We start from the raw sequence: 14,968 nt of genomic DNA, 5'->3' as shown, positions 1-14,968 counted from the left end.
CGTGGTCCTCGATTTCCGCGTGCTGGGTCCGGCCGAGGTCACGGCCGACGGCCGCCCGGTTCCGCTCGGGGGCAGCCGGCCGCTGATCGTGCTGGCCGGGCTTCTGCTGCGCGCGAACCGGGTCGTGCCCGTCGACGAACTGGGCCGGTGGCTGTGGAACGACGACCACCGCCGTTCCAAGGGCGCGCTCCAGACGTACGTGCTGCGCCTGCGCCGGGCCCTCGGCGACCAGGTCGCGATCCGCACCGAGAGCGGCGGCTACCGGATCGAGCTCGACGACGACCTGCTCGACCTGACCCGGTTCCGCGCGCTCGCCGTTCGTGGCAAGGCCGCGGCGGACCGGGGCGAGAGCCGCCAGGCGGCCGCGTACTTCGCCGAGGCGCTCGCGCAGTGGCGCGGGCCGGCGCTGCTGAACGTCGAGTCGGACGCGCTGCACCGCGACGAAGCCGGTCAGCTGGCCGAGGAACGGCTGCGCGTTCGCGAGCAGTGGGCGGACGCGCTGCTCGAAGTCGGCGAGTACGGCACCGTCGTCCCCGAGCTGACCCGGCTGACCAGGGAGAACCCGCTGCGGGAGCGGCTGCACGAGCAGCTGATGATCGCGCTGTACCGGTCGGGCCGTCAGGCCGAGGCACTCGACGTCCACCGGCGGATCAGCCGCGTGCTGGCCGAGGAACTCGGGCTCGACCCCGGGCCGTCGCTGCAGCGCACCCGCCAGGCGATCCTCACCGGCGCCGACGACGGCGACCCCGCCCGGATGCCGCGTTACCGGCTCGGCGTCGAGCCGCAGGTGCCCCACCAGCTGCCCGCCGACCTGCGGATCTTCTCCGGGCGCGAGGACGACCTCAAGGCGTTGCACGCGCTGCTGCCGGAGGCGCTCGACGCCGGCGCGTCGACGCCGATCGCCTCCGTCGAAGGCATGGGCGGCATCGGCAAGACGGCCCTGGCCGTGCACTTCGCGCACGAGATCGCCGACCGGTTCCCCGGTGGGCAGGTCTACCTCAACCTGCGAGGCTACGGCCCAGGCGAGCCGGTCGAGCCGTTCGCGGCGCTGGAGGCCGTGCTGACCGCGCTCGGCGTGCCGTGCGAACAGATCCCCGGCGACCTCGACGGCCGCGCGGCGAGCTGGCGGACGCACACCGCGGGGCGGCGCCTGCTGATCGTGCTCGACAACGCCAACCGCACCGAGCAGGTGAGCCCGCTGCTGCCCGGGCCGGGCTGCCTGGTCGTGGTCACGAGCCGCTGGCAGCTGCGCGCGCTGGTCGCGACGCACGGCGCGCGGCGGATCGCGCTGGAGGAGCTGGGCGACGAGGACGCCGTCGCGCTGCTCGCGTCGACGATCGGCTTCGACCGGGTGGCCCGCGACCCGGAGGCGGCCGAGCGGTTCGTGCGCTACTGCGGAGGGTTGCCGCTGGCGATCCGGATCCTGGCCGTGCGCGCGGCGCAGTTCCCGGACCTGCCGCTCGACGAGTTCGTCGACGCCCCCGACCTGCTCGGTTCGTTCGACCTCGCCGACGGCGAAGGCACCAACATCCGGTCGGTGTTTTCGTACTCCTACCAGGCGTTGCAGCCGTCGACGGCGCGGCTGTTGCGGCTGCTCGGGCTGCATACCGGCGTCGACTTCACGGCGCCGGTGGCGGCCGCGGTCGCCGGCCTGGACCTGGCGGCGACGCGGCCGATGCTGGAAACACTGGCGGCCGCGCACCTGCTCGCCCAGCCGCGGCCGGCCCGGTACCAGTTCCACGACCTCATCCGGGCGTACGCCGGCGAAGCCGCTTCGCAGACCGAGCCGGCTTCAGAGCGCGAAGCCGCTCTGGATCGGCTGCTGGGCTGGTACTTGGCGTCGGCGCTGAACGCGTCACAGCGGATGCGGCCGGAGCGCTACTACCGGCTGCTGGAGCTCGACGACCTCGACGGTGGCCTGTCGTTCTCGACGTACCACGACGCGCTGGCCTGGTTCGGAGAGGAGGCCGGCAACCTGATCGCGGCGGTGCACCTGGCGTGGCGCCTCCGTCGCGACGACGTCTGCTGGAAGCTGGCCTGGCTCCTGCAGAGCTATTTCGTGACGCGCTCGCGGCTCGACGACTGGCGATCGGTGTTCGCGGTGGCGCTCGAAGCCGCGCGGGCGAGCGGCCACCGCCCGGGCGAGGCGGGGATCCTGAGCGGGCTGGGCGTGGTCAACGCCGTCGCCCGGCAGTACGCCGAGTGCCGGCGGTACCTGGAGCAGGTGCTGGCGATCCAGCGCGAGCTCGGCGCGCGAGAGGGCGAGGCGCGGGCGCAGTACAACCTGGCGATGGCGGCCCACAACCTCGACGACTACGCCTGTGCGTACGAGCACGGGATGCAGGCGCTGGAGATCGTCCGTTCGCTGGGGCTGGGGGCGTTCGAAGCGAGTGTGCTGCGGGCGCTGGGCGACATCTGCACGTCGATGGGCGACCACGAGCAGGCACTCCGGCTGGCGGACGCGGCGCTGGCGATCCTCGGCCCGGACGGCCAGCCGGTGGACAAGCGGTTCACCCAGCCGACGCGCGGCCTGGCCCTGATCGGCCTCGGCCGGCTCGACGAGGGAATCAGGTGCATCAGCGAGTCGGTGGCGATGTTCCTGGCCATGGGCGAGCAGTACGAGGCGGCGGACGTGCTGTCCCAGCTGGGCACGATCCACCTCCGCCGGGGAGACCCGGCGCTGGCGAGGGAGTGCTGGCTTCGCTCGGTGCACCTGCTGACCGAGCTGGACCACCCCGACGCGGACGACGTCCGGGCCAAGCTGGCGGCGCTGGTCGGAAGAGGGCGGCCGTGAGGTGGTGACTGTGCGGAGGCGGACCGTCCGCGTGCCGACCCCCAGCGACAGCACGCAGGCCGGTCCGGCCCGCTTGTCCACTCAAGCCGATGGCGCTCACTGTTCACTCACTGTCGCGTCGGCGGGGTCACTCCCAGCAGATCGGCGAGGCATTCGGCGTTGCGGGGCGCCTCCACTTTGACGTCGTTGTCGAAGTAGACGTGCACGTCACGGCGGCCACCGTCGTGCCAGGCCCGGATTTTGCCGGCCCACCTGCGCAGGGCTTCGTCCGAGTAGCCGCTGACGTACAGCTCCTCGTCGCCGTGGAGGCGGACGTAGGCGAAGTCCGCCGTCTGGTCTTCGAGGAACGGCCACTTGCCCGCCGTGTCGGCGACGACCAGGGCGATCCCGTGTTCCCGCAGGAGTTCCTTCGCTGCGGGCTCGGCGAAGCTCGGATGCCGGACCTCCAGGGCGTGCCGCAGCGGCCTCCGCGGCCCGGCTTCGAGGTACGGCGTTCCCTTCAGCTTGTCGTCGTGCTTCGCCGCCAGCTGGGCGGCGTCGGTCGTCGTGCGCGGCAGGAGGGCGAAGAAGCTCCCGAGCCGGTCGGGGTCGAAGGCGAGTGTCGGCGGCAGCTGCCAGAGGAACGGCCCCAGCTTCGCGCCGAGGGCGAGGACTCCGGAGGCGTAGAAGTTGGCGAGTGCGGTCTCGACGTCGCGCAGCTGCTTCATGTGCGTGATGAAGCGCCCGCCCTTCACGGCGAAGAGGAAGTCCGCCGGGGTCTCGTCGAACCACGCGCGGTACCGCTCGGGGCGTTGCAGCGAGTAGAAGGAGCCGTTGATCTCGACGGCGTTCATCCGCCGCGACAGGTACTCGAGCTCCCGTCGCTGCGCAAGCCCCGGCGGGTAGAACACCCCACGCCACGGCGGATAGCGCCACCCCGAGGTGCCGATCCGGATCTCGGCGATCGCCCTCACCGCCTTTCCGCGGTGGGTGATTCCCGCTCGCCGTCCCGGCCAAACACGGCCGCGGCGGCGGTATCCGGACCGGTGGACCGCAGGCCGGGACAGCCGGCCCAAGTTGGTGGACGCCCGTCTCAGCGGTCCTTTGGCTCGTTTGCTCATGGGCCGGCTTCCGATCTGGACGCAAACTTCATGGGAAATGGCGAGCCGCGAGGGGACGCGGCCGGTGTGGTCCATCGGGCCCGCGGTCGCGCCGGCTTGTAGGGGAGCGGTGCCACCTGGAGTGGCCGGGTGCGAGCCGCGGCCGGGCGTCCGGGGCAGGAGCGGCGCTTTGATCGCCCCCTGCGCCGCTCCTGCCCCGGACTCCCGGCGCTCGGCCGCCCGGCCGGTCTTGCCCGGTCGCATCGGCCTCGCCCCTCCGGCCCTCCGGCTCGGCCCCTGGCCCCAGCCGGCCTCGCTCAGCCATCGGTTCACGCCCAGGAGAACCGCCAGTGACGGGTCTGCACCAGCCCCGACGCGTACTCGCGCAGGTTCCCCGGCTGCGCGGCGAAGGTCGGCAGGCTGAACGCCCGGTGCTCGGCCGCGACCGTCAGGGCCCTGGCCTGGTTGCGGGGCGGCGCCGCCACCGACAGCTCGATCGTGTCGAACCCCAGCACCACCAGCGTCGCGCCGAAGCGGTCCTCCCAGCTGCGCAGCACCGCCGACAGCTCGGCCACCTGGTCCGTGCACTTCACCATGCCCGTCCAGCCCAGCAGGGCCGGGATGTCCGCCGGCCGCTCCGTCTGGACCAGGCCGAGCCGGTGCGGGGCGCGCGTTGCCAGGATCGAGCCTGTGTTGCCCGCTTCGGCCAACGGGTCGGACTTGCGCGGGCTGCGCTTGGCCAACCCCGGGAAGCGGGCGCCGAACGGACGCAGGCAAGCGCCGTCGCAGCATGAGCCGTCCCACCAGCGGGCCAGTGCTCCCGCCGCGTCCGCCGTCGCGACGCGGTGGCCTGCCGGGGCCAGCCTGCCCCGGTCGTCGATCCAGTCCTCGCCGTTCGCCGCGAACCGCTGGTCGTGGGGGATCAGCACCGGCCACAGCCCCGACCGCTCGAACTCGGCCACGCAGCCGAGGTAGCGCTCGGGCCGGGTCAGCGGCAGGTCGGACACCCACAGCCTGCCGTGCCACGACCCCGGTGGCAGGGTCTGGACCGGCGGCGCGGGCGTACCGGGGCGGAGCGGTGCGATCGTCATGGACGTCCCCTCGAACTTGTGTTCGGCTACTGCACCTCGAACAGTAGTTCGAGGGTCCGACAATTTCCAGCGTTGTAGCCGCTCATCCGTTCGAGTGAATCCGCAAATCCGCAGGTCAGAGCGCTATGGCGAACAGGTGGGGCAGAAGTTGTTCCTGTGACGATTCGCTAGGCCGAAGGAGTGGGCCGAGTACAGTGCCCGCATGGACGAGGGGGAGCTCCTGACGTGGTGCGTGGTCGCCAACGTGCTCGCCGAAACGACACACGGCGAAGCAGGCGAAGACGTCCAGCGGGGTCTGAAGCACTTCGCGCCGGGAGCGAAGGTGTGGGTGCTGCCGCCGCAGTGGGGTGACGGCGGCGAGAGCGTGGTCGTCGTCGGCCGCCATCGGGGGCGGGGCAGCGGGCGGCTCGCCCGGATGGTCGTCGGGCGGCACCACCTGGCCGAGTTCCGGGTGCGGGGTGTCTACAGCCCCGCTGTCTTCCGCGAACTGGCCCGGCCGCCGGCCGACCGGGGAGTCCGCCGCTGGGAGTCCGAAGACGAGGCACGAAAGACAGCCGGCTACTGGAACGAGGTGCGCGCCGCGGTGGCCGGAGTCCGACGGCCGCAGGCCCGGGAGCGGGTGCTCGAAACCCTCACCGTGATCGCGGACCCGAAGCCGTGGCACTCCCTGCCGCACGAGTTGAACTCGCTGGCCGGCTTGTTCGGGGATCCGGCCGAGGCCATCGGCAGCCTGCTGCGCGACGAGCGCGAAGCCGCCGCGATCGAGCATCTCCTCGCCCTGATGAGAACAGGTCGCCCGGAGGTGTCCACCGCCGCGGCCGCGGCTCGTGCGCTCCTGTCCGGAACGGGCTAGAGCGGCCGGAGCAGGTCGTCCGCGTCCACGATGTGGTAGGCGTAGCCCTGCTCCGCGAGGAACCGCTGCCGGTGTGCCGCGTACTCCGTGTCGACCGTGTCGCGCGAGACGATCGAATAGAAGTGCGCCTGCCGTCCGTCGCCCTTCGGGCGCAGGAGCCGGCCCAGTCGCTGGGCCTCCTCCTGGCGCGAGCCGAACGTGCCCGAGATCTGGATCGCCACCGAGGCCTCGGGCAGGTCGATCGAGAAGTTCGCGACCTTCGACACCACCAGCGTCTTGAGCTCGCCGCGCCGGAACTTGTCGAACAGCTCCTCGCGCTCCTTGTTGCGCGTCGCGCCCTGGATGACCGGGGCGTCGAGCTCGTCGCCGAGCATTTCCAGCTGGTCGAGGTACGCGCCGATGACCAGGGTCGGCTCGCCGGCGTGCTTCTCCACGATCGACTTGATCACCGGGGTCTTCGTCAACGCCGTCGCCGCCAGCTTGTACCGCTCGTCGGCCTCGGCCGTCGCGTACTCCAGGCGCTCCGCGTCGGTCAGCGTCACGCGGACCTCGGTGCACTCCGCCGGGGCGATCCAGCCTTGCGCCTCGATGTCGCGCCACGGCACGTCGTAGCGCTTCGGGCCGATCAGCGAGAAGACGTCGCCCTCGCGGCCGTCCTCGCGGACCAGCGTGGCCGTCAGGCCGAGGCGCCGCCGGGACTGCAGGTCCGCCGTCATCCGGAAGACCGGCGCCGGCAGCAGGTGGACCTCGTCGTAGACGACCAGGCCCCAGTCGCGCGAGTCGAACAGCTCCAGGTGCTTGTACTCGCCCTTGGTCTTGCGGGTGATCACCTGGTACGTCGCGATGGTGACCGGCCGGATCTCCTTCTTCTCGCCGGAGTACTCGCCGATCTCCTCCTCGGTCAGCGACGTCCGCGCGACCAGCTCGCGCTTCCACTGCCGCCCGGCGACCGTGTTCGTCACCAGGATCAGCGTCGTGGCCTGGGCCTTGGCCATCGCCGCCGCGCCGACCATCGTCTTCCCCGCGCCGCAGGGCAGCACGACGACACCGGAGCCGCCCGCCCAGAACGCCTCCGCCGCCTGGCGCTGGTAGTCGCGCAGCTGCCAGTCGTTCTCTTCGAGCGCGATCGGGTGCGCCTCGCCGTCGACGTACCCGGCCAGGTCCTCGGCGGGCCAGCCGACCTTCAGCAGCGCCTGCTTCAGCCGCCCGCGCTCGGACGGGTGCACGATGACCGTGTCCTCGTCGATCCGGGCACCCAGCATCGGGCTGATCTTCTTGTTCCGGACGACCTCGGCCAGCACCGCGCGGTCGGTGGTCGACATGACCAGCCCGTGCGCCGGGTGGTTGGCGATCTGCAGCCGCCCGAACCGGCCCATCACGTCGACGACGTCGATCAGCAGCGGCTGCGGTACCGGGAAGCGCGAGTACGTCGTCAGCGCGTCGACGACCTGCTCGGCGTCGTGGCCCGCGGCGCGCGCGTTCCACAACGCCAGCGGCGTGATGCGGTAGGTGTGCACGTGCTCCGGCGCCCGTTCGAGCTCGGCGAACGGCGCGATCGCGATCCGCGCGTCATCGGCCTGGGGGTGGTCGACCTCCAGGAGCACGGTCTTGTCGGACTGGACGATCAGCGGGCCATCAGTCACAACTACTGTTATACGTGCCTCGCTCCGGTCCGCTCCCGTCGCGGTCCGCCGGTGGGACGAGGTGCCGAGGGGATCTCTGGAGGGCACGTTGACCACACCACCGTCCGACGACAACCCGTTCCGGACTCCGGACTACGCCGCACCAGCCGCCCCGGCACCGCCCGCCCCGATGCCGCCGGCTCCGGGGCAGCAGGCACCGATTCCGCACTGGTTCGGCACGAAGGTGCGGGTCACGCTGTTCGCGTGCGTAGTCGCCGCGCTGGGCCTCGGCGCGCTGGGGGCACTGGCCATCAGCGGGCTCGGCCGCTACGGCACGCCATCGAACGGCGACTGCCTGTACCTGACGCACGAAACCGGCGGCAAGCTCGCCTACCACCGCGCCGGCTGCAGTTCGGACAGCGCGACGTTCAAGGTCGAGAACACCTACCACGGGGCCATCCCGTGCGCCGCCGGCGACTACGTCCGGTTCCGGCTCGGCTCCGGCGAGGGCGAGACGCTGTGCCTGGCCCTGAACGTCAGATCCGGCGAGTGCGTGCGCAACGTCGAAGACGAGACCGCGATCGACAAGCTGAGCTGCACCGATCCGGCGGCGGAGGAGCGCGTCCGGATCCTGCCCGGCTTCGGCCAGGAGGAAGACTGCACGGGCGCCGACAAGGTGCTCTCCTACGCCGGCCCGCCGTCCCGCACGGTCTGCTTGATCAGGTCGGGCGAGAACATCTAGCCGAACCACCTGGTCAGGCCGGCCGGATCGACGGTATAGCCGTCCGGCCGGACCAGCAGCAGCCGGCCGCGGTACTCGGCGTCGCCGGTGCTCGCGCGGACGAAATCGACCTGGCCGGTGAAGCCGGGCGGTGTGCCGTGGTCGCCGAGGTCGAGGAGCAGCCCGCGGCCGCTCCGCAGCAACGCCGAGAGCCGCGCCGGCCCGGACGCCGTCGCCAGGTCGAGGTCCGGGACCCGGTGCGCGCCGGGGTAGCTCAGGCCGAGGCCCGACAGCAGCCCGCTGAAGTAGTGGTTGGCGTCCGGCAGCCGCATGAGGTCGATGACGATCTCGCGCAGCGCCTCGACGTTCTCGCCGCGGTCCGGGGCCGTGAACACCCGCTGCGCCGCCGTGTGCCGCAGGACGCGCTCGGCGGCCGGGTGGCGTTCGAGGTGATAGCTGTCCAGGAGCCCGGACGGCGCCGTGCCGCGGACCGTCGCGGCCAGCTTCCAGCCGAGGTTCATCGCGTCCTGCACGCCCAGGTTGAGCCCCTGCCCGCCGAGCGGCGGGTGGATGTGCGCGGCATCGCCGGCGAACAGGACCCGGCCGTGGCGGTACTGCTCCAGTTGCCGCGTCGCGTCGTTGAACCGCGAAGCGCCGTACACCTCGCCTAGCCGCGTTTCGGCGCCGTACAGGGCCGTCAGCGCTTCGGTCACTTCGGTGTCCGACACCGGTGCGTCGCGGCCGGGCTGCTTCGCCGTGGAGCCGAACACGAACCGGTGGCCGCCGTCGCCGAGCGGGGTGAGCATCGACCAGTAGCCGTTCGCCTGCCGGGTGACCTGGCTGAAGTGCGCGGCGCGCGCCGGGACCAGGTCGGACGCCGTTGCGAGCCGGACGTGCGCGAGCGTGGCGACGTAGGTTTCCGTGCGGCCGGGGAACGGCACCCCGAGCAGTCGCCGGACGGTGCTGTGCGCGCCGTCGCAGGCCACCAGCCAGCGCGCCCGGATGCCGTCGACGGTCACGCCGTCCGCGTCGACGTCGACGGCGCTCACCTCGTGGCCGCGTCGAAGTACCGCTCCCTGCTCGAGCGCGTACGTGGCCAGCATCGCCTCGACGTCGTCCTGGGTCCGGTTGAGCACGCGTGGGTGGCGGGTCCGCCAGACGCCGTAGTCGAGCGGGACCGGCAAGCCGGCGAAGTGGCCGCTCGGGCCGTCGACCTGCTCGGCGGCCGGGTTCAGGCCGCGCATGTCGAGGAGCTCGGCGGTGCGGGGCTGGAGGCCGACCGGCCGTGGCAGCCCCGGTCCGTCGCGGCGTTCGAGGACCGTCACCCCGACTCCCGCCAAGGCGAGTTCGGCGGCGAGCATCAGGCCCGTCGGGCCGGCTCCGGCGATCAGGACGTCGGTCATCGCGCACTCCTCAAGTAGACTGAGTGCAAAAGTAGACCAAGTGCAGTTTTCGCGGTAGCTAATAACCCGCCCGGTCGGGCAGCAGGGCCTGGACGTCGAGGCGGTTGGCCAGCAGGCCGGAGTTGTGCATCAGGTCGGCGACGCGCTGGAGCCGGATGCCGTTGAGCGACGCCGGGTACGAGCCGAGCGAGATCAGCGCGGCCGTCGTCGGGTCGATGTCGGAGAACTTCGGCAGCGCGTCGCGCACGGTCGCCGGGTCCGTCGCGCTCTGCTGGGCCGTGCCCAGCGCGGTGCGGAACGCCGCGAGCGTACGCGGGTTGGCCTGCGCGAACGGCTTGGTGGACGCGTAGCCGGACAGCGGGAAGTCGAGCGTCGAACCGCGGGCGCCGTCGGCCAGGATGTGCGCGCCGAGGTCCTTCTCGGCGCGGGTGATGTACGGCTCGATCATGAGCGCCGCGTCGGCGTCGCCCGCCTGCAACGCCGGCGGCATCCGGTCGAACGGCACCGCCGTGAACTTGATCTTCGTCTCGTCCACGCCCGCCGTACCCAGCACCGAACGCGCGACGAGCGCGCCGACGTCGTCGAGCATGTTCACCGCGATCTTGGGCGCCTTCTTCCCCGTCGGCACGGTGTAGTCGGAGTCCGGCAGCGTGACCAGGGCCATCGTGTTGGGCCCGGACGTGTAGGCCTCGCCCTGCAGCTGCAACGCCGCCCCGCCGGCCGCGGCGCGGAACATGGCGATGTCGGAGGCGAAGGTGACGTCGAGGTCGCCGGAGGCCAGCTTCGCCAGCCCGTCGTCGGCGCCGAGCTCGACGAGCCGCACGTTCAGCCCCGTGGAACCGAACTTCCCGGCCGCCACGGCGATCCGCAGCGGGGCCGTGTCGATGGCGTTGCCCACTCCGACGCGGAGGGTGGTCCGCTCCAACGGCGGCGGAGCCGCGGAGCCGCCGGAAGAGAACACGCTGCAGCCCGCGGTCGCCAGAAGCGCCGCTACCAGCGGAATCGTCCGTCCGCGTCTGATCATGAACCTTCACCTACCGCGAGAATCTGGTTCTCGTGCTGGATCGTATGGTCCAGGCCCCATACGATCGCGGGCAGGGCCGTATCGTGCCAGCGCGGCTTTCGGATCTCCATGGGGCGGGCTACCGTCCAGTAGGTTCGAGGTGTCGTTCGATCCGCGGGTTCCCGCCCGCGGCGGAAAAGGAAACCAGGTGACCCGTCGCGACAAGCGTCCCCGCAAGGGCGGCGACGCGGCGGGACCACGTCCGGCCGGCGGCCGGTGGCGGCTGCGCAACTGGCGCCTCGGCACGAAGCTCTTCGCCGTCCTCCTGATCCCCGCGCTCGCCGTGATCGCGCTCGTCGGCCTGCGGATCAGCTCGGACCTGCGTGACGCCCAGCAGCTCGCCGAGTTCGCCACGCGCGGCCGCGTCGACAGCACGGTCGCCGAAGCCCTGCACGAGCTGCAGCGCGAGCGTGACCTCACCGTCCGGTTCGTCGCCCAGAACCGGCAGGGCGACACCGCCGAGCTCACCGCCCAGCGCAACCGCGTCGACCAGGCGATCGGCAAGTTCGAGCGGACCCTCGGCGACAGCAAGCCGCGGCTCGACGCGAAGGCCGCCGAAAGCCTGCAGCAGACCGACGACCGGCTGCGCGTCCTCGGCGGCCTCCGGTACTCCGCGGAGCATTCGGCGTTCCCCGCCGACGCCGTGCTGCGCTCCTACAGCGAGCTGATCTCCGGCCTGCTCGACATCAGCGACTCCGCCGCCGCCGACGTCTCCGACCCGGAACTCGCGCGGATGCGGCTGGCGGGCAACGCACTCGCCCGGATCAAGGACCAGATGTCGGTCAAGCGGGCGGTGATGGCCGAGGCGCTCGCCGCGGGCACCCTCGACCGCGACCGCACGCGTGCCCTGCTCGGCGCGGAAGCCGAGCTGGCCGCCGCACGCAGCGACTACCGCACCTTCGCGACGCCCGAACAGCAGCGCATGTTCGACGACACGGTGATCGGCCTGGTCGTCGACATCGGCAACGACATGGTCGAATCCGCGCTCACCCGCACCGAAAACGGCCAGAACCTCTCGGGTCTGGACCCGAACCAGTGGGACGTCTCGGCGACGCACACGGTGAACCTCGCCCACCAAGTGCAGCAGGCACTGCTGGTCCAGTTGCAGGAACGCACGGACGCCCTTGCGGCGCAAGCCCGCACGGCCGCGCTCTGGGACGGCGGCGTGGTGCTCGGCGTCCTGCTCGTCGCGGGCGTGCTGTCGGTCGTCATCGCGCGGTCCCTGTTGCGCCCCTTGCGAATCCTGCGCCGGACGGCTCTCGAAGTGGCCGAGCACCGGCTGCCCGCCGCCGTGCAGAACCTGCTCACCGATCCCGAGCCCGCCCCCGAAAACCTGCGGAAACGGCTCGCCGTCGCGCCGGTGCCGGTGTTCACGCGCGAAGAGCTCGGGCAGGTGGCGCGCGCGTTCGACGCCGTCCACGGCGAAGCCGTGCGGCTCGCCGGCGAACAGGCGATGCTGCGCGAGAACGTCAACGCGATGTTCGTCAACCTCTCGCAGCGCAGCCAGGACCTCGTCGAGCGGCAGCTGTCGGTGCTCGACCGGATGGAGGCCGACGAGCAGGACCCGGACACCCTGGCGGGGTTGTTCGAACTCGACCACCTCGCGACGCGGATGCGGCGCAACAGCGAGAACCTGCTGGTGCTGTCCGGTCAGGACTCGGCGCGCGAGGACGCCGGCCCGGTCTCGGCCGACGAGATCATCGGCGCCGCGCTCTCGGAGGTCGAGCACTACCAGCGCATCGAGCTCGGCCCGGCGCCGCAGGTCGCGGTCCGCGGGGAGGCCGTCAACGACCTCGTGCACGTCATTTCGGAGCTGCTGGAGAACGCGACGCGCTACTCCGGCGAAGAGCCGGTCACCGTGGCCAGCGCCGAAACCCACGACGGCGACTGGCAGATCGAGATCATCGACCACGGCGCCGGCATGCCGAAGGCCGAGATCGACCGCACCAACGCGCGCCTCGCGCACCCGCCGGACGTCGACGTCGAGGTGTCGCGCCGGATGGGCCTGTTCGTCGTCGCGACGCTGGCCACGCGCCACCGCATCGACGTGAGCCTGAGCCCGGGCGCGGAAAGCGGGCTCGTCGCGACCGTGCTGGTGCCCGCCGGCCTGATCGTCGAGCTGCCGCCGATGCCCGCGCCGCCCTCGCCCGCCGAGCCGCAGCGCACTCCCGACGTGGAACCCGAACTGCTGGCCCCGCTCGCGCCGCTCACCCCGGCGGAACCGGAACCGCCGGAGCCGGAGCCCGAAGAGCTGACGCCGCCGTCGATCGAGGCGGGCCCGCCGCGCCGGGCCCCGGTGGTGGAGCGCGAGCACCCGCCGGAATGGCCCGCCGCCGACGGCGACGTCCACCTCGACCTCGACGCGCCGACCGAGCGGATGCCCGCCTACCGCGACGTCCTGTCCCGCTGGTTCGACGCGTCCGCGGCGCCCGAGCAGCCGCGGCGGCCGGTGGAGCCGCTCCCGGTCGCCGAGGAGCCGCGGCCCGCCGAACCCCAGCCGCGGCACGCCCTCGCCACGCCACCGCCGCCACCGCCACCACCACCACCACCGCCGTCGCCGCAGCCGTCGCCCGATCCGGTGGTGGCCGAACCGAACCCGGACGACGAGGACACCGAACCGCAGCTCGCGCCCGTCGCGCCGCCCGCCGCGATCGAACCCGACTACCAGTGGCCGAGCCCGGCCGAACTGGAGCAGGAGGACGGCGCCGAGGACACCTGGCCGTTCCTGCAGACCATCGATTCCGCGGCGAGCCCGGGAGCGGTGCCGGCGCAGCGGCCGATACTCTCTCTTTCCCCGGAAGCGGTACGCGAGCGGATGACGAGCCTTCAAGGCGGCTTCCGGCGAGGGCGGCACGCGAGGGGAGACGACACCCGGAACCAGTGAAACGGATGAGGCATGAGCTCGAAGACGCCCCTGCTGGAAGTGATCGCGCTGGACGCGGCGGATGCCGAAGGCGCGCAGGCGGGCGGGGCGGACCGCCTCGAACTGGTCACGGACATGGCGCAGGACGGCCTGACGCCGTCGGTGGAAACCCTGCGTGACGTGCTGTCGGCGACCGACCTCCCGGTCCGGGTCATGCTGCGGGACAACGGTTCCTTCGCCGTCGGCGACCTCGAAGGGCTGCGCGCGGACACCGCCCGGCTGATCGACGCGGGCGCGCGCGAGTTCGTCTTCGGCTTCCTCAACGTCGACAGCGAGATCGACCTCGACGCCTGCGAGGCGCTGATCAAGGAGATCGACGGCCTTCCCTGGACGTTCCACCGCGCCATCGACCGCACCCGCGACCCGGTGCGCGCGTACGACCAGCTGGCCTCGCTCGGGTGCGACACCGTGCTCGCCGCCGGCCACCCGAACGGCGTCGCCAGCGGGCTTTCGGTGCTGCAGCGGCTCGCGCAGCGCGAGAGCGGGCCGGAGTTGCTCGTCGGCGGAGGCCTGCGTGCCCAGCAGGTGCACCTCTTGCGCGCCGGCGGCGTGCGTGGGTTCCATGTCGGCGGCGCGGTGCGGCCCGGCGGCTGGCAGGCGCCCGTCGACGCCGAAACGGTGCGCACCTGGGTGGACCTCGTCAAGAACTGATCCACAGCGGCCGGTCATACCAGTATTTCATTCCCCCGGAATCGGTCGTAAATGAAAATTCATTCGAGTCTTGCGAATGCCGGTCGATGCTCGGGTGTGCACCTGCACGTGCAATCACCGGGTTGTACTGCTTGTTGGTCTGCTTGGGGGCTGAAGCTGTGGCAGGCGCTGGCTATCGTGGTTTCGAAGTCGTGAAACAATGGCGATTTCCGCTGGTGGCACGACAGGTGACGGGTGGCGGTGGCCTGTCCCGACGAGGCCAAGAATCCTTCGCTAGCGCGGGAGGCGGCGCTGTGGGCGCGCGTATTCGGTTCGCGATCAATTCGATGAGAAGCCATCAGGAAACCAGGTCGGCGACCATCCGGTGGGTTTCGGTCGCCTGGGAACGGCTGATTCCCCGTGGGTATCGCCAGAATGCGTCCGCGGCAAGCCGAAGAGTCGAATCGTGACCGGCGAGATACCGCGTCAACGCGGAGCTGTGACAACCGGGGCTTCGCCCCGAGCCGGGGGCTCCGCCACCCGGACCCCCGACAAGCGATCCGCGACCGCTGAACCCGCCGAGGACGAGTTCGCCCGGCTGGGCCTCGGCGGCTCGCTCGCCCTCACCGGCCTCCTGGCCGCCGTGAAGATCGCGGAGACCGCCACCGGCGTGGTGCTGACCGCCACCGGGGTCCTGCCCGGTGCCCACCCCCCGAAGGAGCAGGCGCCGGCCTGGCCCGGAGGGGAATGAGCGAGGGCTGCCCACGGCGGCCCTCTACGGACGGAGGG

The 14,968-nt window shown here is 71.9% G+C and carries 11 protein-coding genes; 6 read left to right on the top strand and 5 right to left on the bottom strand.

The window, feature by feature from the left end; genetic code table 11:
* Position 1 precedes the first annotated feature (1 nt).
* Positions 2-2,794 carry a BTAD domain-containing putative transcriptional regulator gene (locus AB0G28_RS03225; RefSeq protein ID WP_361082449.1) on the top strand — a complete coding sequence of 931 codons (2,793 nt, stop codon included), beginning with the start codon at positions 2-4 and terminating at the stop codon, positions 2,792-2,794.
* Positions 2,795-2,901: 107 nt separating this feature from the next.
* Here the strand turns inward: AB0G28_RS03225 and AB0G28_RS03220 are convergent, their stop codons facing one another.
* Both AB0G28_RS03220 and AB0G28_RS03215 read right to left on the bottom strand, forming a co-directional pair.
* Positions 2,902-3,747 (bottom strand): DUF72 domain-containing protein, encoded by an 846-nt coding sequence (locus AB0G28_RS03220; RefSeq protein WP_361082447.1) that lies wholly within the window; start codon positions 3,745-3,747, stop codon positions 2,902-2,904.
* Positions 3,748-4,202: 455 nt separating this feature from the next.
* Positions 4,203-4,964, bottom strand: coding sequence for a DUF4253 domain-containing protein (locus AB0G28_RS03215; protein ID WP_361082445.1), 762 nt, complete (start codon positions 4,962-4,964; stop codon positions 4,203-4,205).
* Between the two features lie 202 nt (positions 4,965-5,166).
* On the opposite strand from AB0G28_RS03215, the gene AB0G28_RS03210 reads away from it, so the two are divergent.
* Positions 5,167-5,817: a hypothetical protein gene (locus AB0G28_RS03210; RefSeq protein ID WP_361082443.1), complete on the top strand. Its 651-nt coding sequence runs from the start codon at positions 5,167-5,169 to the stop codon at positions 5,815-5,817.
* On the opposite strand, the gene AB0G28_RS03205 is transcribed toward AB0G28_RS03210, so the two are convergent.
* Positions 5,814-7,460 (bottom strand): DNA repair helicase XPB, encoded by a 1,647-nt coding sequence (locus AB0G28_RS03205; protein ID WP_361082441.1) that lies wholly within the window; start codon positions 7,458-7,460, stop codon positions 5,814-5,816. The genes AB0G28_RS03210 and AB0G28_RS03205 overlap by 4 nt on opposite strands.
* Positions 7,461-7,548: 88 nt before the next feature.
* Here AB0G28_RS03205 and AB0G28_RS03200 point away from each other — a divergent pair, with 88 nt between their 5' ends.
* A complete protein-coding gene (locus tag AB0G28_RS03200) occupies positions 7,549-8,181 on the top strand; it encodes a hypothetical protein (RefSeq protein WP_361082439.1) in 633 nt (210 codons plus the stop codon).
* On the opposite strand, the gene AB0G28_RS03195 is transcribed toward AB0G28_RS03200, so the two are convergent.
* Positions 8,178-9,563, bottom strand: a complete 1,386-nt coding sequence (locus AB0G28_RS03195; RefSeq protein WP_361082437.1) for an FAD-dependent monooxygenase — start codon at positions 9,561-9,563, stop codon at positions 8,178-8,180. The genes AB0G28_RS03200 and AB0G28_RS03195 overlap by 4 nt on opposite strands.
* A gap of 58 nt (positions 9,564-9,621) precedes the next feature.
* Complete coding sequence (locus AB0G28_RS03190; protein ID WP_361082435.1) at positions 9,622-10,587, bottom strand: ABC transporter substrate-binding protein; 966 nt, start codon at positions 10,585-10,587, stop codon at positions 9,622-9,624.
* Between the two features lie 187 nt (positions 10,588-10,774).
* Here AB0G28_RS03190 and AB0G28_RS03185 point away from each other — a divergent pair, with 187 nt between their 5' ends.
* The 3 genes from AB0G28_RS03185 to AB0G28_RS03175 all read left to right on the top strand — a co-directional run bounded on the left by AB0G28_RS03185 (position 10,775) and on the right by AB0G28_RS03175 (position 14,930).
* A complete protein-coding gene (locus tag AB0G28_RS03185; RefSeq protein WP_361082433.1) occupies positions 10,775-13,510 on the top strand; it encodes a nitrate- and nitrite sensing domain-containing protein in 2,736 nt (911 codons plus the stop codon).
* 12 nt (positions 13,511-13,522) lie between these two features.
* The gene (locus AB0G28_RS03180) at positions 13,523-14,200 is read left to right on the top strand and encodes a copper homeostasis protein CutC (protein WP_361082431.1); all 678 of its coding nucleotides are present in this window, start codon (positions 13,523-13,525) and stop codon (positions 14,198-14,200) included.
* Between the two features lie 478 nt (positions 14,201-14,678).
* The gene (locus AB0G28_RS03175; protein ID WP_361082429.1) at positions 14,679-14,930 is read left to right on the top strand and encodes a hypothetical protein; all 252 of its coding nucleotides are present in this window, start codon (positions 14,679-14,681) and stop codon (positions 14,928-14,930) included.
* The last annotated feature ends 38 nt before the right edge of the window (positions 14,931-14,968 follow it).

Origin of the sequence: Amycolatopsis sp. NPDC021455, from assembly GCF_040640995.1 — a bacterium.
Classification (GTDB): Bacteria; Actinomycetota; Actinomycetes; order Mycobacteriales; family Pseudonocardiaceae; genus Amycolatopsis.
The sequence above is the reverse complement of the archived record's forward strand: the minus strand, read 5'-3'. Positions and strand labels throughout refer to the sequence as shown.